Source organism: Halalkalibacter alkaliphilus (genome assembly GCF_023555415.1).
Lineage (GTDB): Bacteria > Bacillota > Bacilli > Bacillales > Bacillaceae_D > Halalkalibacter > Halalkalibacter alkaliphilus.
Genome location: NZ_JAKRYL010000001.1, coordinates 83,531 through 104,211, shown reverse-complemented (window position 1 = coordinate 104,211; position 20,681 = coordinate 83,531). Strand labels below are relative to the sequence as shown.

General features: G+C 37.1%; 19 protein-coding genes. 15 read left to right on the top strand and 4 right to left on the bottom strand.

What is annotated here, in order from left to right:
- The first annotated feature begins 126 nt into the window (after window positions 1–126).
- Window positions 127–588, top strand: coding sequence for a UPF0158 family protein (locus MF646_RS00475; protein WP_250094522.1), 462 nt, complete (start codon window positions 127–129; stop codon window positions 586–588).
- A 259-nt stretch (window positions 589–847) separates the two neighbouring features.
- On the opposite strand, the gene MF646_RS00470 is transcribed toward MF646_RS00475, so the two are convergent.
- Window positions 848–1,405 (bottom strand): hypothetical protein, encoded by a 558-nt coding sequence (locus MF646_RS00470; RefSeq protein ID WP_250094521.1) that lies wholly within the window; start codon window positions 1,403–1,405, stop codon window positions 848–850.
- A gap of 145 nt (window positions 1,406–1,550) precedes the next feature.
- On the opposite strand from MF646_RS00470, the gene MF646_RS00465 reads away from it, so the two are divergent.
- The gene (locus tag MF646_RS00465; protein ID WP_250094520.1) at window positions 1,551–1,790 is read left to right on the top strand and encodes a hypothetical protein; all 240 of its coding nucleotides are present in this window, start codon (window positions 1,551–1,553) and stop codon (window positions 1,788–1,790) included.
- A gap of 98 nt (window positions 1,791–1,888) precedes the next feature.
- On the opposite strand, the gene hepT is transcribed toward MF646_RS00465, so the two are convergent.
- Both hepT and mntA read right to left on the bottom strand, forming a co-directional pair.
- Complete coding sequence (gene hepT, locus MF646_RS00460) at window positions 1,889–2,293, bottom strand: type VII toxin-antitoxin system HepT family RNase toxin (protein WP_250094519.1); 405 nt, start codon at window positions 2,291–2,293, stop codon at window positions 1,889–1,891.
- Complete coding sequence (gene mntA / locus MF646_RS00455) at window positions 2,283–2,684, bottom strand: type VII toxin-antitoxin system MntA family adenylyltransferase antitoxin (RefSeq protein WP_250094518.1); 402 nt, start codon at window positions 2,682–2,684, stop codon at window positions 2,283–2,285. Before mntA ends, hepT begins: the two co-directional genes overlap by 11 nt.
- Before the next feature lie 330 nt (window positions 2,685–3,014).
- Here mntA and MF646_RS00450 point away from each other — a divergent pair, with 330 nt between their 5' ends.
- The 10 genes from MF646_RS00450 to MF646_RS00405 all read left to right on the top strand — a co-directional run bounded on the left by MF646_RS00450 (window position 3,015) and on the right by MF646_RS00405 (window position 15,543).
- Window positions 3,015–3,917 (top strand): AraC family transcriptional regulator, encoded by a 903-nt coding sequence (locus MF646_RS00450; protein ID WP_250094517.1) that lies wholly within the window; start codon window positions 3,015–3,017, stop codon window positions 3,915–3,917.
- Between the two features lie 436 nt (window positions 3,918–4,353).
- The gene (locus tag MF646_RS00445; protein ID WP_250094516.1) at window positions 4,354–5,316 is read left to right on the top strand and encodes a sugar ABC transporter substrate-binding protein; all 963 of its coding nucleotides are present in this window, start codon (window positions 4,354–4,356) and stop codon (window positions 5,314–5,316) included.
- Between the two features lie 269 nt (window positions 5,317–5,585).
- The gene (locus tag MF646_RS00440; RefSeq protein WP_250094515.1) at window positions 5,586–6,524 is read left to right on the top strand and encodes a sugar phosphate isomerase/epimerase family protein; all 939 of its coding nucleotides are present in this window, start codon (window positions 5,586–5,588) and stop codon (window positions 6,522–6,524) included.
- Window positions 6,525–6,618: 94 nt separating this feature from the next.
- Window positions 6,619–7,653, top strand: a complete 1,035-nt coding sequence (gene iolG, locus MF646_RS00435; protein ID WP_250094514.1) for a bifunctional inositol 2-dehydrogenase/D-chiro-inositol 1-dehydrogenase — start codon at window positions 6,619–6,621, stop codon at window positions 7,651–7,653.
- A 480-nt stretch (window positions 7,654–8,133) separates the two neighbouring features.
- The gene (locus tag MF646_RS00430; protein ID WP_250094513.1) at window positions 8,134–9,576 is read left to right on the top strand and encodes a sugar porter family MFS transporter; all 1,443 of its coding nucleotides are present in this window, start codon (window positions 8,134–8,136) and stop codon (window positions 9,574–9,576) included.
- Between the two features lie 324 nt (window positions 9,577–9,900).
- The gene (locus tag MF646_RS00425) at window positions 9,901–10,614 is read left to right on the top strand and encodes a DUF421 domain-containing protein (RefSeq protein WP_250094512.1); all 714 of its coding nucleotides are present in this window, start codon (window positions 9,901–9,903) and stop codon (window positions 10,612–10,614) included.
- A gap of 226 nt (window positions 10,615–10,840) precedes the next feature.
- Complete coding sequence (locus MF646_RS00420) at window positions 10,841–12,247, top strand: sigma-54 interaction domain-containing protein (RefSeq protein ID WP_250094511.1); 1,407 nt, start codon at window positions 10,841–10,843, stop codon at window positions 12,245–12,247.
- 308 nt (window positions 12,248–12,555) lie between these two features.
- Window positions 12,556–13,869: an acyclic terpene utilization AtuA family protein gene (locus MF646_RS00415; RefSeq protein ID WP_250094510.1), complete on the top strand. Its 1,314-nt coding sequence runs from the start codon at window positions 12,556–12,558 to the stop codon at window positions 13,867–13,869.
- Entirely contained in the window at window positions 13,866–14,192 is a 327-nt protein-coding gene (locus MF646_RS00410; protein WP_250094509.1) for an AtuA-related protein, read from the top strand. Before MF646_RS00415 ends, MF646_RS00410 begins: the two co-directional genes overlap by 4 nt.
- A gap of 64 nt (window positions 14,193–14,256) precedes the next feature.
- Window positions 14,257–15,543, top strand: a complete 1,287-nt coding sequence (locus tag MF646_RS00405) for a CitMHS family transporter (protein ID WP_250094508.1) — start codon at window positions 14,257–14,259, stop codon at window positions 15,541–15,543.
- Window positions 15,544–15,703: 160 nt separating this feature from the next.
- Here MF646_RS00405 and MF646_RS00400 read toward each other — a convergent pair whose 3' ends face one another.
- On the bottom strand, window positions 15,704–16,339 hold the full coding sequence (locus MF646_RS00400; protein ID WP_250094507.1) for a DUF2306 domain-containing protein: 636 nt from the start codon (window positions 16,337–16,339) through the stop codon (window positions 15,704–15,706).
- Window positions 16,340–17,087: 748 nt separating this feature from the next.
- Between MF646_RS00400 and MF646_RS00395 the strand changes: the two genes are divergently transcribed.
- From MF646_RS00395 to MF646_RS00385, 3 genes are all read left to right on the top strand, one after another.
- Window positions 17,088–17,999 carry a DMT family transporter gene (locus tag MF646_RS00395; RefSeq protein ID WP_250094506.1) on the top strand — a complete coding sequence of 304 codons (912 nt, stop codon included), beginning with the start codon at window positions 17,088–17,090 and terminating at the stop codon, window positions 17,997–17,999.
- Window positions 18,000–18,308: 309 nt separating this feature from the next.
- Window positions 18,309–20,240: a fructose-1,6-bisphosphatase gene (gene fbp / locus MF646_RS00390; RefSeq protein ID WP_250094505.1), complete on the top strand. Its 1,932-nt coding sequence runs from the start codon at window positions 18,309–18,311 to the stop codon at window positions 20,238–20,240.
- 55 nt (window positions 20,241–20,295) lie between these two features.
- Window positions 20,296–20,523, top strand: a complete 228-nt coding sequence (locus tag MF646_RS00385; protein WP_250094504.1) for a hypothetical protein — start codon at window positions 20,296–20,298, stop codon at window positions 20,521–20,523.
- The last annotated feature ends 158 nt before the right edge of the window (window positions 20,524–20,681 follow it).

The following is a 20,681-nucleotide window of genomic DNA, read 5'->3' as shown; positions in this document are numbered from 1 at the left end:
TAAATGAATCCTACAGTTACTAGAGGTACCAAAAAAGCGAAAAAACATATTGAAGCAATGTTAACATTGGAACTCCAAGTGTAAATAATATGGAAACTTTAAATGAGAGTGAGGAGGAAAAAGTCTATGAAAGTGAAATTAGACCACATAGTCGATGGAATGCAGATGCAATCAGAGGAGGGGAATGATTATCTAAATCTTGAAACAGGAGAAATCGTTTATGTCTCTAGGACGTCATTAAGGATTGCAGAAGATGAAGAGGAATTTGATCATTTGCCTGAATGGCAGCAAGATGAAGTGACAATAGCGATTGACATAGTTGAGAACTTTGATAAATATGTCTCACTCCCTACTAGCTTTGACATTCATGAGTATGACATGATGGAACGGTTTTGTTATAGCCTTTCTGATCATAGAAAACAAGGCATATTATTTAATGCCATTAGAGGCAAGGGTGCATTTCGACGATTTAAAGACGAGGTCTATCGATTAGAAATTGCCGAACAATGGTATGATTACCGTGATCATTGTTATAAGGAAATAGCTAAGGAATTTTGTCAGAGCAATAATATTGAATATATCGAGTAAGTTCTAGTGAAAATAGAATGGTTTTCATTGGAAACACAAGTCAAATTAGTATTTCTCTGGGAACATGAAGAACCTTTTGATAATATTCTAAAACAGCATTCGTCCTTCATCAGGGTAATGAAGAACTTTTTGACTACTCTCTTAACAGCTATAGTTCGTCATCGAGGTTATGAAGGAGCTTTCGTTTACAATCTTATCAAACATAAGGGCATAGGGGTTATCCCAAAGGTGATTTCAATTATGTGATAACCCCTAACATCTATTTGTTAGTAATCATTTGTTTAATTAAGCGGATGTCTGTTTCATGATCTATCACTTTTTGAGCTACATCTTTCAAAATAAGCTCTTGTTCAGTATTATGGGCAACTTGTGAGGCGACAGCATCGAGCTTCTTACTCATTTGCTCAAGTTTAGTAGCCATGCCCTCGAGGTCTTGCTTGGTAGCCATGCCCTCGAGGTCTTGCTTGGTAGCCATGCCCTCGAGGTCTTGCTTGGTAGCCATGCCTTTGAGGTCAAGTTTAGTAGCCATGCCCTCGAGGTCTTGCTTAGTAGCCATGCCCTCGAGGTCTTGCTTGGTAGCCATGCCCTCGAGGTCTTGCTTAGTAGCCATGCCCTCGAGGTCTTGCTTAGTAGCCATGCCTTTGAGGTCAAGTTTAGTAGCCATGCCCTCGAGGTCTTGCTTGGTAGCCATGCCCTTGAGGTCTTGCTTAGTAGCCGTACCCTCAAAGTCTTGCTTAGTAACCATGTTTGCTTCAAATTTGTTCACTCGCAAGTTTAATGTTTGTAATTCCTTAAGGATTAGATCAAATTTTTCCATAGATGAGCCCTCCTCCTACATAGATAGAGTTACATGAAAAAAAACACGGTAGTTTGTAACGTTATTATATCATTATTGGTTGTAGGATAACCTGAGTTTGTCATCCTTTCTGACCAATTAGATAGACACGTCGAGAACGATAGAAATGTTATATCCATATCTGATAGAGGACCACTTTGAAAAAGTGAACAAATTATTTAAGGCATGGCTAGAAACGATGGCAGAGCAGGCGAGCAATAGGAAAGAATATAAGCGTGTATGCAAACAGATCCAAACGTACAAAAAGGCATGTGGTAAGACCCATGCACATAAACTTATCATTCATTTTCAACAACATTATCAAAGAAGACCAGCGTTAGTTGATGAGCTCGGGAAACTTATGTAAGGGATGAATAATGGTCAGGGGGTGTCTCAAAGGTCAAAAACAGACCTTATGAGACACCCCTTGTTTGTAGTCTACTTTTAGCATCTAACCCTCTTGTCCTAATAAAGAAGAATTGTTTTAGTATAATTAGTGAAATCTTCTAGATGGTCCTCAAGGATCTTTTGTAAAATAACTAAATTAAGCTCTTGATAATCGTGTACGGCAATATTTCTAAAGCCCACCATTGCTTTCATTTTATTTGAAAGTTGAGAGGGGAGGATTTCCTCTTTTTCTAAAAAAGAAAACGCATCTCTGCTACTCTGTGGCAACCCTAGTTTTTTCTCTGCAACAATATGCATCGCAAGATCTATACTCGCTTCACAAGCACGTTGCAGATTTAAAACAATAGAGTCTTGTTTTGTATAATTATGTAAGTTAGACGGTGTATTGTCATATTCCTCATGAATACGTTTCATACACCGTTCGATCATACTGACTTTATTTAAGATAACATCACTTTTCATAGATAGCCCCACTTTCATCAATACTTTTTAAAATAGGTAAACGCTCCTCATTTAATTTTGCATACATTTTTAGAACTTTTACTTCAAATTGAGCTTTCTTTTGTTCATCTGAACAAAAGATGACGTTTCCGGTGTGTATGACTTGGGCTTGAAAAACGGTGCTGGCTTGCTTCAAATCAACTAAATCCACATCACGATTTAGTTTGGAAGCAAGATCTTGTGAAATCATAAACAGTTGATAACTATCTAACTTTTGATCACTTAAAAATGCAATATCAAAGTCACTACTTTTATTAACGGTTCCTTTTACCGTTGAGCCAAACAAGATAATTAAAAATGGAGATATATTCTTAATTAAATGTTTAACAATTAATTGCTTATCATAGTTCAATGTTAAAGCCCCTCCATATCCTTAAACAGATTAATATAAAGAGTAAGACTTTGTTATTATCTGTTGTGATTTAGATAAACCTATATGTACTGCTAATGATAGTGAAAATGCTTGATGTCATTATACCAAATTTTTCATACTGCTGTATATTTCAGTAAATGCGTATGAAGCGGAATGAAATAAACGAATTATTCCTATTTCATTTACCTATACAAAACGATGCTATAATCAAAATTGAACTGCTTTACAAAGTTGGGGGCCTTGTTACTTCATAGAATCTATCTATAATAGAAATTTAGCCAACTAGCTTCAAATGAAGGAGGGGTCTGCTTGGTTAATTACGTTTCTGCAAAAATTGCGTTGAATAAATTTGTGCATCGAATAGAGCAAAACGGAGCTTTATTTCATGTTCATTATTGGGGAGGGATGCCAAAGCATTATAATAATTTAGTTCATAAACATTCATTTTTTGAGGCTCATTATGTTCTTGATGGTAATGGATTTTATTTGGACGATAACAAAACGTATCCACTTCAAGCGAATACATTATTTTTATCAAGACCAGAGGTGCTTCACCAGATTACGAGTGAAGAGGGAATTACAGTTGTATATGTTGCCTTTGAGTTAGTAGAATCTGAGTCGAGTGAGGAATGGATCAAAATGATTGATGGTGTAAAGGGAAGCTCTCAAGTTGTCGTTAATATAAATGAGGATACAACCGTAGCGTTACTATGGAAGTCATTACTTCTAGAAGCGACAAAACTACAACAACCCTTTTATGAAGAGAACCTAACAACTCTTTCCTATTCACTCATTTCTTCGTTAATTCAAACCTTTGCTCCAGCATCTCTTACAAGTAATCAGAGAAGTATTCCTGAGACTTCCTCCGTTGTTTTGAATCAAGTGAAATTATATATAAGAGATAATTTAACCGATTCCTTGAAATTAAAGGAAGTTTCAAAACAATTCCATATTTCTGAGCGTCATTTATCTCGATTATTTGTTACTCAATTAGGGATGAATTACTCTGACTTTATTCAGCATGAAAGGATTCAAAAGGCTGCAACCTTATTAAAGACGACTGATTTAACGATCAAGGATATTGCGGAGGAAAGCGGTTTTGTTTCCGTTCATCATTTTACCCGAGTGTTTCGAGCCATTATGCGTAACCCACCAGGGCGTTTTCGTTCTCTTTATACAAATTTGAAAAAAACGTCTTTCACGGATTACTAACTATCACTTCAACCATTCGTTTGGAGTGATAGTTTTTTTTAGGTTTAACTACAACATGTCTGTTTTGGACAAAAAAATGTCTTGAAAAGGCAAATATACTTTTTTATCAAGTAAATGAATCCTTTATTGTAATGGCTTTCAACCGTGTAATTGCAGTATTTTCCAGATGGTTAGGTGTTTTGAAAATGTATTATATTTTATCCTATCCGTTGTTTTGATTATTCAAATGTCCGTAATTGGCAAAAGTAAGTCTGTTCTAGATAAATACAATTAACGTCTTAATTCCTATAATCAAATTGTAAGCGCAAGGCTTCAATGGAAAAAATTAAATGATTCTAAAAGCATGTGAGAGAGGAGGAATTAAAAAATAGATATCAGTCGACGGCACAAAAGTAAGCGATTACACTATAGGCACTCAATTAGGGGGAGTTAAAAAATGAAAAGAAGTTTTGTATTAATTCTCAGTTTGGTTATGTCGTTTATGCTTGCAGCTTGTGGTGGTAATGAAGGAGCTTCATCCGAAGGTGGTTCGGAATCTGGTGAAGATAAAAAAGTTATCGGGGTTTCATTACAAAATATTACTGAGTTCCGCACATACATGATTGAAGCAATGGAAGAAGAACAAGAGAATCACCCAGATTTCGAATTTATTTACTCGAATGCGGAAAATGATAGTGCGAAGCAAATGAATCAAATTGAAAACTTTATTGCTCGAGGTGTTGATGCCATTATCTTAACACCAGTAGATACTGTGGCAGCAGTTGACATTTTGGCCAAAGTGAATGAAGCAGGGATTCCTATCATTGTTGCAAATCAAACGTTCGATGGCGTAGATAAGGCAAGTGCATACGTTGGTTCGGAATCTATTGAAGCTGGAATTCTTCAAATGGAAGAGGTAGCAGAAAGGCTTGGAGGAAAAGGAAACATTGCCATTATGGAAGGTCAAATGGGTCATGAAGCCCAAATTATGAGAACGGAAGGAAATAAGCAAATCATTGAACAAAATCCTGATATGGAGATTGTATTTCAAGGTACAGGAAACTGGAATCGTGACGAAGGAATGACTCTGATGGAAAACTGGATTCAATCTGGTAAAGAGATTGATGCAGTTGTTGCGAATAACGATGAAATGGCAATTGGTGCTATTTTAGCACTTGAAGCAGCTGGCAAACTTGATGAAGTTCTTGTTGCTGGTGTTGACGCTACACCTGCTGCATTACAATTTATGAAGGATGGGAAGTTATCAGTTACTGTATTCCAGGATGCTAGAGGTCAAGGTATCGAAAGTATTCGAACTGCAGTTAAGGCGGCGAATGGTGAAGAAGTAGAAACAATGATGGTTCCTTTCCAACTAGTCGTTCCTGAACAAGTAGATGATTATATTGCTAAATATGAGTAAGTAGTAAATATGACGAGGTGAAAGGGCTTCCATTAAGGAGACTGCTGAAAATGTCCTTTTTAGCGGATTCGAGGAAGCAGCAATGGCTCCACACGTTGCGCGTCTGCTATGAGAAACCCACTCATAGCAGGCTTTAAAACAAAGCAACGGTTCCGCTCATTGCTTAAAGGCCACTAAAAAAGGTCAAAACCGTACCTTTTTCAGTGGCCTCCCATTAAGGTTCCCTTTCATCAATTATCTCACCATATTCTGAAAGCGAGGAAAAAATGATGAAGGCTGGTTTGGTTACAGATATTCTTGGCTATATGCCATTTGAAGAAATGCTTGATACGTGTTCGGAATTAGGGTTAGAAGCACTTGAGTTAGGGTGTGGAAACTGGTCGAAAGCACCTCATGTGGATTTAGACGGTCTATTAGAAAGTGCAGAAAAACGTGCTAGATTTTTAGATGCAATCCAAAGTAGAGGACTTGAAATTGCTGCTTTAAATTGCTCCGGAAATCAGTTGGAACCAACAGAAGAAGGAAAAGCTCATGCAGAAGTTGTTGATAAAACGTTTGAGCTTGCCGGTCTTTTAGGTGTGGAAACGGTTGTGATGATGTCTGGGTGCCCAAGTGGAGGACGCAATGATAAAATTCCAAACTGGATAACTCATCCAATTATTCCTCTTCACTTTGAAACATTAGAGTATCAGTGGAATGAAGTGGCATTTCCGTATTGGGAAAAGGCTGTAAAAGTGGCAAAAGATCTTGGGGTTAAGAAAATTGCTATTGAAAATCTAGGATATAACTTAGTTCATAATCCAGAAACCTTATTTAAATTAAGAAATGAAGTAGGCGATATGGTTGGAATGAACTTAGACCCAAGTCATCTTTTCTGGATGGGTGGAGATCCAATTGCGGCAGCTAGAACATTAGGAGACGCTATTTATCATGTGCATGCAAAAGATGTCCGAATTGAACGTGGAATCAATGATGCTCATGGACTCCTTGATATAAAACCAATGGAGAGCTTTTCAACTCGGTCATGGAATTATGTCGCCCTTGGATACGGGCATGATATAGGCTACTGGAAGGAATTTTTTACAGTGGTCAAGATGACGGGTTACGAAGGACCGATTGTGATTGAAATGGAAGATCTAACTATGGAGCCTTTTACAGGTGTTAAGAAGTCTGTAGATTTATTAAGAGAAAGCTTACCGAGATTGTAATAGTAGGTTAAAAATTAAGAGAGTTTTGTCAAAAACAGAGAAGAAGAAAATGCAAAAGCGGTTTTATTCAACTAGATTAGGAGGAACTTTTACTATGACTTTAAGAATTGGTGTAATTGGGACAGGAGCTATTGGGAGAGATCATATTCGCCGTATTACAAATGACCTTACTGGAGGAGAAATTGTTGCTGTTACAGATGTGAATGCTGAATCAGCAAAAAATGTAGTAAGTGAGTTACATCTTAATGCCAAAATTTATGAAAATGGACATGATGTAATCAAGGCGGATGATGTGGACGCAATTATCGTTACCTCATGGGGACCAACACATGAAGAATTTGTTCTTGCCTCTATCGCTGCCGGCAAACCGGTATTTTGCGAAAAACCATTGGCAACAACAGCTGAAGGGTGTAAACGAATTGTAGATGCTGAAGTTGCACACGGGAAACAGCTTGTACAAGTTGGTTTCATGCGCCGTTTCGATAAAAGTTATCGTCAATTAAAGAAAATATTTGATGAAGGAAAGGTTGGGGAGGCTTTAGTTGTGCATTGTGCACACCGAAATCCAACAGCTCCGGGTTTCAGCGGTGATATGGCAATTACGGATTCATTTGTTCATGAAATCGATGTATTACGCTGGTTATTAGATGATGATTATGTTTCGTGCCAAGTGATTTTACCAAGGAACACACGTTTTGCAGAGAATGGTCTTCAAGACCCGCATATGATCTTGCTCGAAACGAAAAAAGGGATTCGTATTGATACGGAAGTGTTTGTGAATTGTAAATATGGTTATGACATTCAATGTCAGATTGTTGGTGAAACAGGAATCGCCAACCTCCCTGAACCACAAAGCGTTCTGATGCGCAGTGAAGCTAAGCTTTCGACAGAGATTTATGTTGATTGGAAGGATCGTTTTATTGATTCCTATGATGTTGAATTGCAAGAATGGATTGATTCAACCGTTAAAGGGGAAATGAATGGTCCTTCAGCTTGGGATGGATATGTTGTTGCTGTTACTTCGGATGCGTGTGTAGAAGCGAAACATTCTGGTGGAATTGTCGCAATTGAATTACCAGAGCGCCCAGCTTTTTATGATCAAGGAAATAATAAGGTACTTATTAAATAAGTGAAACAGGGAAGAGGGGAACGTATTTTGGGGAGACTTTGAAGAAGTGAAAGAAAGTCTTTCTACCATAATTACCTTCCCTTTCGTTGAAGAATATTTAATCGTGATATAGAACGAAAAGGAAATCAATAGTAGGGTCGATCTGAACCTACTATTGATTTTACAGAGACTGTCCCCTAAATGGACTATAAACAGGACAATTTTGTATGACTTCTGTGATTTAAGGGGTTATTTTGAAGTTTGCTTATTGTAAGTCAAATAAAAATCAGAGTTTTTTCTCGATTTGTGAAAGCGTTCACTCAATATTGAAATATATTGTTACGTAATTCTAATAGTGATAATTGCGAAAAATATATAAATACCATTTCGCTTAATAAGGAAGAATTAAATTAGGAAGCTAGCATTAGATCGTAAATGTTTAGATAGAGAATTATATCATTGTAATAAATAAGGGGGGTTGAAGGAAATTCCTTCACTTTTATGATAAATAACAAGCGATATTACATTTTGTTTGTAGCAGCAGTGGCGTCTTTAGGTGGACTTCTTTTCGGTTACGATACAGCGGTTATTGCGGGGGCAGAACAATCGATACAAGTTTACCTAGTAGATAGTTTAGGGTTAAGTTCATTCGTTCATGGACTTACTGTATCTAGTGCATTGGTCGGGTGTATTATAGGGGCAATCATTTCTGGATTGTTGTCCAATAGAATAGGACGACGTAATACACTCATTATAGCAGCTGTATTATTTTTTCTATCAGCACTAGGCTCAGCTTACCCAGAGTTACTATTCTTCACTTTAGGTGAACCTAGCCTTGCATTGTTGATCACTTTTAATATTTATAGAATATTAGGTGGAATTGGAGTAGGTTTAGCTTCAGCGATCGCACCAATTTATATTAGTGAAATGAGTCCTCAGAATATCAGAGGGAGAATGGTCGTTTTATATAGTATGTCTGTTGTATTGGGGCAAACTGTTGTATACATTGTCAACTGGCTCATATCATTAGGTCAAACGAGAGAGTGGATTAATGAAATTGGATGGAGATTGATGTTTGCTTCAGAATTGATCCCAGCTGCATTGTTTTTCTTCCTTCTTTTATTTATTCCGGAAACACCAAGATATATGGCTCTTAAACATGACTATGATAAAGCATATAGCTTATTAGAAAAGATCAATGGATCTAAACAAGTAGCTAGCGAAACCCTTCAACAAATCAAACATTCTATAAACACGTCAACAGAAAAAGTAAACCTTTTCCATTATGGAAAGCTAGTTTTGTTCGTAGGTATGGCAGTGGCGATTTTCCAACAAATTATCGGTATAAATATTATTATGTATTATGCGCCGCGGATCTTTGAAAACCTTGGTGCTGATCCGTCAACATCCATGTTGCAAACTATTTTCGTGGGAGCTATAGGGGTTGTTGTTTCCTTAGTAACTATAAAACTCATTGATAAGAAAGGAAGAAAGTTCTTACTGCTTTTGGGTTCTGCAGGATGTGCAATATGTTTAATTGCAGTGGCATCCCTTTTCTTAATGGGTATCCAAGGAATTAGTACGTTGATATTTATTTTAGGATTTGTAGCTGTATTTCAGATGACTTGGGGACCTGTTACTTGGGTATATGTCTCAGAGGTATTCCCTAATAAGATTAGAGGTCAGGCAGTTGCAATTGCTGTCACATTAAGTTGGGGAGCTAATTTAACAGCATCATCTACATTCCCACCGCTAAATGCTGCTTTAGGTACAGGATCTTTCCTTATTTACGGCCTTATTAGTACGTTAGCCTTTTTCTTTGTATTGAAATTTGTTCCAGAAACAAAGAATAAATCACTTGAAGAAATTGAGGCGACTTGGCTCGCTGGAAAAAAAAGTGAACTAGAAACAACAGATATGGCTCCTCATAAAAAGGCGAATTAGGATTGAGGAGAAATCTGAAAAATATGTAATCAAAAGATGAATGACTCAACTTTCGCACCCTGAGTGTCGACCTTATTTTCGGTCTATCTAAACTTTAAATTTTGAACGTTCAACTTTGTTTTCTTGACTAGTGCTTTTATAGGTTCCTGTCCTTCAGTAGGTTAAAATCGTGGAGGACAGGAACTTTTTTTGAATCCTTTAAAGGAAGGAATTTGAACATGGGACAAGGAACCAGTCCCAGATGTCCCTCCAACATGGATATATTTGAGATGTTTGTTTCAAGATAAGATTACTACTTGTAAAATTCACTAAGGGTTTAGTTTAATGTTACAGACACTTGAAATCATATTTCGATGCTTCTTAGCATTTGTAATGCTTATTTCTATTGCCCATTTACTTGGGAAGCAAACCATTTCTCAAATGACATACCATGATTTTATTGCCACTTTAATGTTAGGGGCTATTGCTGGGAATTTAACTTTTAACTTAGCCATTAGTATAAAATATATTATTGTTGCTTTGCTAACTTTTGTAGGAATCCTTTTTCTTTCTACTTTACTTTCATTAAAAAATAGAAATATTCGAGCGTTACTTTCTGGAGAACCGACAGTAATTATTCAAGATGGATTAATACTGGAGGGAAACCTAAAGAAGTTAAAATTTACAATGGATTCTCTAAATCAGGCATTGAGAGAAAAGGATATTTTTGATATTGATGAAGTCGAGTATGCAATTATGGAAACAGATGGTCATATTTCAGTATTAAAAAAGTTGCCACATCGGAGCACAACAAAAAAAGATATAGGGATTTTTAGTCATAACAAATCCTTTTTTCCGATAGAGCTCGTTATGGATGGACAAATAGTAGAAAAAAACTTTACACAAAATCAACTTACGAAAAGTTGGTTAGATGCAGAGCTATCCCAACGAGGGTTGAAATTAGAGGATGTTTCCTATTGTGTGCGTGGTACAAATAATCAGTTGTATTTTGATCTATACAAAGACAACATTCACTCACCAGTTGATTTGGAATCATAATGTTTGGGATAAAGCGAAAAAATTCAATGAAGAAATTGAACAAGTTCTCACTATTGAGGTTTTTGTGAGGCATCCTACGTGTTAGTAAGAGAAAATTTACTATGTCAATATCCATCTTTTTAAAAGGTCAAGTGAAAAAAATAGAATTTCCCTGTTAAAATAAGGGGTAGACATAGAGAAGAATTTTTTTGCGTGGTTAAGGATAAATTCACGAGGAGGTTCCGTAATGCCTTACGAAAACCTAAAAGACCTTTCCCTTAAAGACCAATTAGAATGGTTCAAAGCTGCCATCCATTCCATTCACGATGGGGTACTCGTAATAGACTCAGGTGAAATTGTAAGATTGATTAACCCAGAATACACCCGAATTACCGGAGTAAAACCTGAAGAAATTATTGGCAAACCACTTCGGTCTGTCAGGCCGAAAGCTCAACTGGTTGAGACGTTAAAGGATGGGAAGGAACGGATCGGTGTTTATCGTCAAGAAGGCAATGTTGAATATGTTGTTGATATGGCCCCCATTGTCTTAAACGGAGAAATCATTGGAGCTGTTTCGATTTGTAAAGGGTTAACAGAAGTACATAAGCTCTCAAAAGAATTAGAGAAAAACAAGCAGAAGCTTTCGCAACTAAAAGAGCAGATGGGATCTTTGTATCAAGCTAAATACACGTTTGATCAGATTATCGGTACAGAAGGCGGATTAAAAGAAGGTGCCTACTTAGGGAAAAAAGCAGCAGAATCTCATTTGCCGGTGTTAATCATTGGCGAAAGTGGAACGGGAAAAGAGCTGTTTGCTCAAGCAATTCATAATGCAAGCTCTCGTTGCGATCAACCGTTTATTCCTGTGAACTGTGCAACGATTCCGGCATCTCTAATCGAAAGTGAGCTATTTGGCTATTCAGAAGGAACTTTTACGAGTGCGAAAAAAGGTGGAAAACTAGGACTATTTGAAATAGCCAATTCAGGGACGATTTTTCTAGACGAAATCGGAGAATTATCTTACGAGCTGCAGGCAAAGCTGTTGCGTGTATTACAGGAAAATACTATCCGAAGAGTGGGGGAAGCAAGAGAAAGACAAATTGATGTGCGGGTCATTGCAGCAACGAACCGTGATCTTCAACAACTGATTGAAAAAAATCTATTTCGTGAGGACTTATTTTACCGTTTGAATGTGTTACACCTTGAGATTCTCCCGCTTAGAGAACGAAAGCAGGATATTCCTAAAATTGTTGATTTCATTCTAAGCAAGCATGACATTCATCAAGGCAAAGAGCGTTTCTATAAATTGCATGAATCCACCTTAGCTATTCTTCAAGCTTATGACTGGGTTGGTAATGTGAGAGAATTGAAAAATACGATTGATTATGCGATTTGTATGACGGATGGGGGAGACATTTTACCTGAACATCTACCAAGTACGTTCCATAATCACGATCTGAGCATGCATAACAACAAGACGAATAGCTCTTCTTTAAAAGAAGCTGTTGACGAGACGGAACGAAGAGTGATAACAGAGGCTTTAACAACGTACGGGCCAGGACTTGAAAACAAAAAAAGAGCAGCGAAAGCATTAGGAGTGTCATTAGCCACTCTTTATAACAAAATGAAAAAATATAATATTGCTGATTTCTAAAAAGTTAGAATTTCGCTCTGGTATTTCTAATTTTTTAGAAATCTAGATTCAAGCAGTGATTTAAATGGGAAAAATGAAGTGATTACAATATTCGATTTCTAAAAACTTAGAAACCACTTTGGAAAAAACGCTTACACGAAGCGTTTTTTATTTTGGCACAGTTGTTGCATTTAGTATAGTGAGAAACGGTTACAAGGAGGATAGGTGCTGGGAATTGGTTTTTGTTAGAAAGAAACGAGATTCAAGATAAACATAAGAAGCCTACACAGCAGAAAAGAATGTAGTAAGAAAAAATGAGGTGAATTGTCATGTTGAAAATAGGCAGTGGAGCTGGCTTTTCAGGGGATCGACTTGAGCCAGCAGTAGAGTTAGCGCAAAAAGTAGATTTAGATTACTTAGTGTTAGAATGCTTAGCGGAACGAACGATTGCGATTGCCCAAAAAGAAAAGAAAAAGGATCCTACAAAAGGCTATGACCCATTACTGATTGACAGAATGCATGCATTACTTCCAGTACTGAATGAAAAGCGTTTTCGAATCATTACCAATATGGGGGCAGCTAACCCAACAGCAGCAGCAAAAAAAGTAATTGAAATTGCAAAAGAACTAAATATCTCATGCAAGGTTGCCGTCGTGACTGGCGATGATGTCGTAAAAGAACTCGAAACGGACCAAGAGATTTTAGAAAACAGAAACACAGTGAAAGACTATCAAACCATTTCAGCAAATGCCTACTTAGGAGCTGAGGCCTTGCTTCCAGCCTTAACCACTGGTGCTGATGTCATCATCACAGGTCGAGTTGCTGATCCATCACTCTTCCTTGCTCCGATGATCGATTACTACAATTGGTCAGTCGATGACTATGAAAGGTTAGGTCAAGGGACGGTTATTGGTCACTTGTTAGAATGCGCAGGGCAAATTACTGGGGGTTACTTTGCAGACTCAGGGATGAAGGAAGTACCGAACGTAGCTGAATTAGGATTCCCATACGCCACAATTCAGGAAGATGGCACAGCAGTCATTTCTAAGACCCCAGACTCTGGTGGAGTTGTGAATCTGATGACTGTGAAAGAACAATTATTATATGAAGTACATGATCCTGCTCACTATTTAACTCCAGATGTTACAGCAGATTTTTCTAATGTAAAACTCATTGAAGTTGGTGTAAACGAAGTGAAGGTTTCTGGAGGGTCAGGGAAAAAGAAACCAAGTAGTTATAAGGTATCGATTGGTTATCATGCAGGTTATTTAAGTGAAGGTGAAATCTCTTATGCAGGCACAACGGCTGTGGAAAGAGGAAAGTTGGCTGAAGAGATATTAAGAAGACGACTATCTAAGGATATTCCTGATATGCGAATTGATTTGATTGGATGTTCTTCGGTACACCGCATGAGTTTTGGTACACATCACCCGTATGAGGTCAGACTCCGTGCTGCGGCGTTATGTGAAAATCAAGAACTTGCCAAACGAGTAGGGAATGAAGTAGAAGCCCTCTATACGAATGGTCCCTATGGAGGAGGAGGAGCTAGAAAGAAAGTTTCTGAATGTGTAGGTGTTGTATCGACGTTACTTAAAAGAGAAATCGTTGATAAACAGGTAAAGGTGGAGGTGTTCCAACAATGAACAGAAAGTCAGTAAAATTATATGAAGTCGCACATAGCAGGGCAGGAGATAAAGGAAACACTTCTAACTTATCACTTATTCCATATAAAGAAGAAGATTTTGAATGGCTCGGCAAAGTCGTAACTGCCGAAAAAGTGAAAGAGCATTTAAAAGATATTATCGATGGAGAAGTCATACGCTATGATGTGGCATCGATTAAAGCATACAACTTTGTTTGCAAGAATAGTTTGCTAGGAGGGGTCACAACATCGCTTGCGTTAGATACTCATGGAAAGAGCTTAAGCAGCGCGTTGTTAGAAATGGAAGTTAATCTACCTTCTTAACTGATAGGTAGGTTAACCACATAATGTAAGCGCTTTAAAAAACATCTTTGTAAGGAGGAATCATATGTTAGCGACGTTGGGATTTTTAACGATTGCGGTATTTTTATTCTTAATTCTAACGAAAAAGGTATCGGTCATTGTTGCATTAATTATTGTTCCGTTAGTATTTGCGTTACTAGGAGGCTTTGGTGCAGAAATCGGTCCTTTGATGCTTGAGGGGATTCAAAGTGTAGCGCCAACGGGAATCATGCTAGGGTTTGCCATTCTATTTTTCGGTGTCATGAACAATGCAGGGTTATTTGACCCGATCATTTCTAGAGTGCTAAAAATGGTCAAAGGTGATCCATTAAAAATTGTAGTTGGAACAGCAGTTATTGCAATGGTTACACACTTAGACGGTTCTGGGGCATCAACGTTTTTAATTACGATTCCAGCTCTCTTGCCATTATATGAAAAATTGAAAATGAGCCGTTTAGTTTTAGCAGGTGTTGTTGCTTTAGGTGCAGGGATTATGAACATGATGCCATGGGGAGGACCGGCGGCACGAGCAGGAAGTGCGTTAGGTTTAGACCCAAGTGCGATTTTCTCTCCTCTTATTCCAGCGATGATTGCAGGAATCATCTGGGTATTATTTGTTGCATATATTCTTGGAAAACGAGAAAGAAAACGTTTAGGAGTGCACGACTTCGAATACAACTATCAACAAGAACTATCCGAAGAAGACCGCAAAATGCGCAGACCAAAGTTATTTTTTGTTAACTTAGCGATTACGATTTTAGCCATTGTCGCTTTAATAAAAGTATGGCTGCCACTGCCGATTGTTTTTATGGTAGCATTTGCTGTCGCCTTACTCATTAACTATCCAAAACCTGACGATCAACAAGAGCAAGTCAGAAGTCAGGCGCTTGGTATGGTAACGGTTGTTTCTATTATATTTGCAGCAGGAATTTTCACAGGGATCTTAGGAGGAACAGGGATGATTGAAGCAATGGCCTTGGCGATGGTCAACATTATTCCTGAAGGGGTAGGCGGATCAATGGCTCTACTAGTAGCAGTGATTAGTATGCCGATCAGTCTTCTTTTTACACCGGATGCGTATTATTTTGGAGTGTTGCCGGTCTTAAGTCAATCTGCTGAAATGTATGGAGTCGCTTCGATTGAGATGGCCCGAGCTTCTATTTTAGGACAAATGACAACCGGGTTCCCACTAAGTCCGTTAACCGCAGCAACGTTCCTATTAATTGGGTTAGCTAGGGTAGAACTAGGTGATCATCAGAAGTTTATCTTTAAGTGGGCGTTTGGAACAACGATTGTGATGGCGATTGTAGCGTGGATTACGGGTGCAATTTAAGTTAAATGTAGTATAGATCCCTTTGATATTGTAAGGGATCTATTTTTTTTAGAAAAAATAGTAATGGTGTCCATTAGCATTCAAAAGTGAGAAGGGGAAAGTAGCATTTACATTTTGGTTGAAATGTCCTTAAAAGTGAAATTGGTATAAGCCCTTACCCTCACACTCTTCTTTCTTTACGAAGCCTAAAACGAATCCACAGTTCAATCACTACCAGATTCCCAACCCAACTTAACCAAATGGCTGATACATATCCGGCTGTAAAGTTATCCAATGAATATCCTACAATTGCTGACCACATTCGAAACGTTATAGCCGTAAATGTCACGGCATAGCTTCGGTACATCCATTCCTCATGTAGAACTTGTTGTTTCTTACGAATGTACGTATACGCTTTAAATGTCGTATACAGCCACGCTACATTTAAGCATAAAAATCCAAGTATGGCTAGGATTCCACCATGGGCGTAGAAAGATAAATAGATGCCTGCGATAGAACTAATGAGAATCGTTAGTACATATATTTTTCCTAAGTTCCGGTGGAGATTTAAATTTCGGTTGCGCAGTTTTTTTATAAACAAAAATGGACCAATAACCAACGGGAAAGCTGCAGTAATGATGTGGATATACAGTGCGATGTTCCATAGTTGATTTGTCATTTTAAACATTGCCATTCCTTCTCTGATCAGAATGGCATTGACTTCAACTGGATCTAATACAACATAACGCACAATTGCAGAGATGACAAAAACAAACGATAACAACAAAATGATCGAAAAACCTATTTTCTTACTCATATTCGCTTGTCTCCTCTCCGGGCTTCTATATATACATATGTACTAAGACGGGAAATAGGATTTGAAGAAGAGTGGTAAGGGCACAACAAGGGGAAATGCTTAATGCTGTGATAGGGATAAAGAATCTGTAAGACTTTTAAGTATATATAAAGAAGTATTCCTGTCACTTTAAACGCAAATAAAGATCTAATTAGAGAAGAAGCATCTAATTAGATCTTATTTGTAAGTACGAGCATATACTTCAGCTAGTTCAGAATAAAGTTCAATATTCGCTTGAATCAATTTCTTAAAGAATTTCTTCATTACGTACCCCTCCTCTTTATTTGTTATCCTATTATAACTTTTTCGTTGTCAACCTCTCAATATCGGTGAAAACGGAAACAATTAGTGAAAGAGAGCAGAAAAACAGATTGGAAGCGATTGTATCTAATGAATTCGATTAATTTCTTGTTTTTTCGTCGTTTTTTATAGTTATGGAAAGCGAATGTGCTTTAACGGGATTGTGAGAGGAAGGATTCTAAAGCCGATGAATGAAAAAAAAAATAAAAGTTCGGGGCAAATGGTTTTCATAAGACCGATGAAGGACAAATCAAGGTAGAAGTGTAAGGGTAATGGCCTTCAGCAGGGAAAGTACGTTCTCTTTGCTTCCTTACTATTCAAAGGGATATGATAAAGTAAGAATGTAATAGATTCCCCCTCATACACTTGTATTTTTGCACTTAAACTACATAGAAAGGATCTATCTTGCATGAATCCATACATACTAATGATTTTGGTTGTGGTTATGTATTCAGGAAACATCCTAGTTGGTAAGTTTATTAATGAATTATCCCCATTTACAATTGCATTTTTTCGTTTATTGATTGCATTTGTAGTATTGTTCCCTATTGGGTTTCACAGTGCATGGAAGCACCGCTCAACATTTTTGAAATATAAAAAGCCACTCTTACTTATGACCTTAACAGGTGTCACGTTTTTTAATACGTTCATTTACGGGGCGTTACAATTTACGACGGCTTCTAATGTTGCCGTTCTTGAGACAGTCATTCCGGCATTGACTGTGGTATTAAGTGCATTACTACTTAAAGAGAGACTGCAAGGAATTCAATGGAGTGGTGTTCTGATTTCAATAATTGGGGCTGTGTGGGTTGTAATTGATGGGAAAATTACTAACTTTCTTTTGATGAATTGGAATGTAGGTGATGTACTCATGATTGGAGCGATTATATGTTGGGCAATCTATTCGATAGTTGTTAAGCAATACATACATCTATTTCCCCCTTTTGGTTCTATTCTTGTCATGACAGGTATTTCAGTTTTTGTCTTACTTCCATTCGTCCTCATTGAGTGGTTTATAACAGGACTGCCAGTACTAGCAGCTACACCGTCGTATGTTATGAGTCTCTTATTTATGGGCATCTTCCCATCATTTATTGCTTTGATTTTCTTTAACCGGGCGGTTGCATCTTTAGGTGCCTCACAAGCATCAGTGTTTTTAAATTTGCTACCCGTTTTTACAATGCTAGGGGCCTACCTTTGGCTAGGGGAATCTATCTCAGTTATGCAAATAATCGGTGCATTAATAGTGATTTTAGGTGTAATGTTAACAACACAGGTTAGTAGCATGCAAAGCAAGAATGAAAAGGTGTTAGAGTCTTAAGAGAATAAGTGAAATAAGGGGACGGTTCCGAAAGAAACGCGGGAACCGTTCTTCGTTTCATAAAAGGTGGCTAGGATTTCACCGTGGACGTAGAAAATTGTACTGTTAATTTTTTGTAATAGGGACAGTAGGACTGTCCCATTGTCTGTGATATAATAGTAGAAACTTTTCGAAATGTTATATTTAAAGGTAACAAGACTATGAAAATATAAATCTAATTTCGATTTAAGCTTTTTCCTATAATATAGGCATTTATTTGCAATCTTTTTTACATAAAACAACGAAGAATTTGGAAGGGGATACATAATTGTGAACTCAAAATATTTAGATTTGTTGGCCCAAAAATATGATTGCGAAGAAAAAGTGGTCACTGAAATTATTAATCTAGAAGCCATTCTTAATCTACCAAAGGGTACAGAACATTTTGTTAGTGATTTACACGGGGAGTATCAAGCCTTTCAACATGTGTTAAGAAATGGTTCGGGGAATGTAAAAGGGAAAATAGAAGACCTTTATAAAAAGGTATTAACTGAAAAAGAGATTAAAGAATTTGCAACATTAGTTTATTATCCTGAAGAAAAAATAAAGTTAATTAAGAATGATTTTGATAATGAAAGAGAATTACATCAATGGTACACAGTCATCATTGAGCGTATGATTAATCTTATTTCTTATGCGTCTTCTAAATATACTCGCTCGAAATTACGAAAAGCATTGCCTGATCAATTTGTTTATATTGTAGAAGAACTTCTATACAAAACCGATGAATACACAAATAAGGAACCGTATTATACAAAAATTGTCCAGCAAATTATTTCACTAGGTCAAGCTGATAAGCTCATTATCGGTCTTGCTTATACGACTCAGCAATTGGTTGTTGACCATCTTCATGTAGTGGGAGATATTTATGATCGAGGACCTGAACCTGATAAAATTATGGATACTCTCATCAATTATCATTCCGTTGATATTCAATGGGGGAATCATGATGTCCTATGGCTAGGGGCTTTTTCTGGATCCAAGGTTTGTCTCGCTAACATTATTCGTATTTGTGCTCGCTACGACAATTTGGACATTATTGAAGATGTGTATGGAATCAATCTCCGACCACTTCTAAATCTTGCGGAAAAATATTATAACGACAACCCAGTCTTTAGACCGAAAGTGCATTCAGATAAAATAGTATCTGAGGAAGAACAATTACAAATTACGAAAATTCATCAAGCTATTGCCATGATTCAGTTCAAACTTGAAAGCCCTATTATAAAGAGACGCCCGGACTTCAAAATGTCAGAAAGACTTTTGCTTGAGAAAATTGATTATGACAGAAACGAAATAACGATTCATGGGGAAACATACTCACTAGAAAATACTTGCTTTGCGACGGTGAATCCGGAACAACCCGATCAACTGTTAGAGGAAGAAGAGCACGTGATGGACAAACTGTTATTTTCTGTGCAACATTCAGAAAAGTTAGCTAGACATATGAATTTTCTTATGAAAAAAGGCAGTCTTTATTTAAGATATAACGGTAACTTATTAATACACGGCTGCATTCCTTTAGATGAAGAAGGCAATATGGAAAAAATGGTCATTGAAAATCAAACTTATGCTGGTCGTGAATTACTTGATACGTTTGAATATTATTTACGACATGCTTTTGCTCACCCTGAAGAGACAGATGATCTTGCGAAAGATATGGTTTGGTATTTATGGACAGGAGAATATTCATCACTATTTGGGAAAAGGGAAATGACGACCTTTGAAAGGTATTTCATTAAGGATAAAAAAACCCATAAAGAGAGAAAGAATCCATACTACCATTTACGTGAGAATGAGGAAATATGCAGCAAAATCCTAGCAGAATTTGACCTTAACCCTGATCAAGGTCATATCATAAATGGCCATACACCTGTTAAAGAAATTGACGGAGAAGATCCAATTAAAGCAAATGGAAAAATGATTGTCATTGATGGCGGCTTTTCCAAGGCGTATCAATCAACAACAGGGATTGCTGGATACACGTTATTATACAACTCCTTCGGTATGCAACTTGTCGCACATCAACATTTTAACTCAAAAGAAGATGTACTCATAAACGGAACTGATGTGTTATCAGTAAAAAGATTGGTAGATAAAGAATTAGAGAGAAAGAAGGTACTAGAAACGAATGTTGGAGAGGAAATAATACAAGAACTCTCTATTTTGAATAGTCTAATGGAATATCGTTATATGAAATGATGTGATCGATTATAAAAGTGCCAACTTTTTACTTGTAGAAGGTGGGTACTTTTTTTTGAGATTGCCAACTTTTATAGTTTTCCCTGGTAGTGATGTTGATCAAGAAGAGACGTTCATTGTAGAGGCAAGTGATGAGGCTGAGGCAAGGAGTAAAAACAGTCCATTTGCAGCTTCTGAGTTCCCAAGTGAAATGTATAGCTACATCTTAGAGAAAACAAATTTTAGTTACTTTGATGATATACGTGTGTATCCGATTGAGCTGAGGGACAAGCAATCATTATAAAAACTTAAGCCGGTGCATTTGCACATAGCTTAAAATTTAGAAATAATGGAACGATTCTCCCTATTGAAGGGTTAATAAACAATTTCAGAGTGAGCAATTACACAAATAAGTTAGAAAAATAGTGTTTTCCGAAACAAAATAACTGCTGATGAATTATT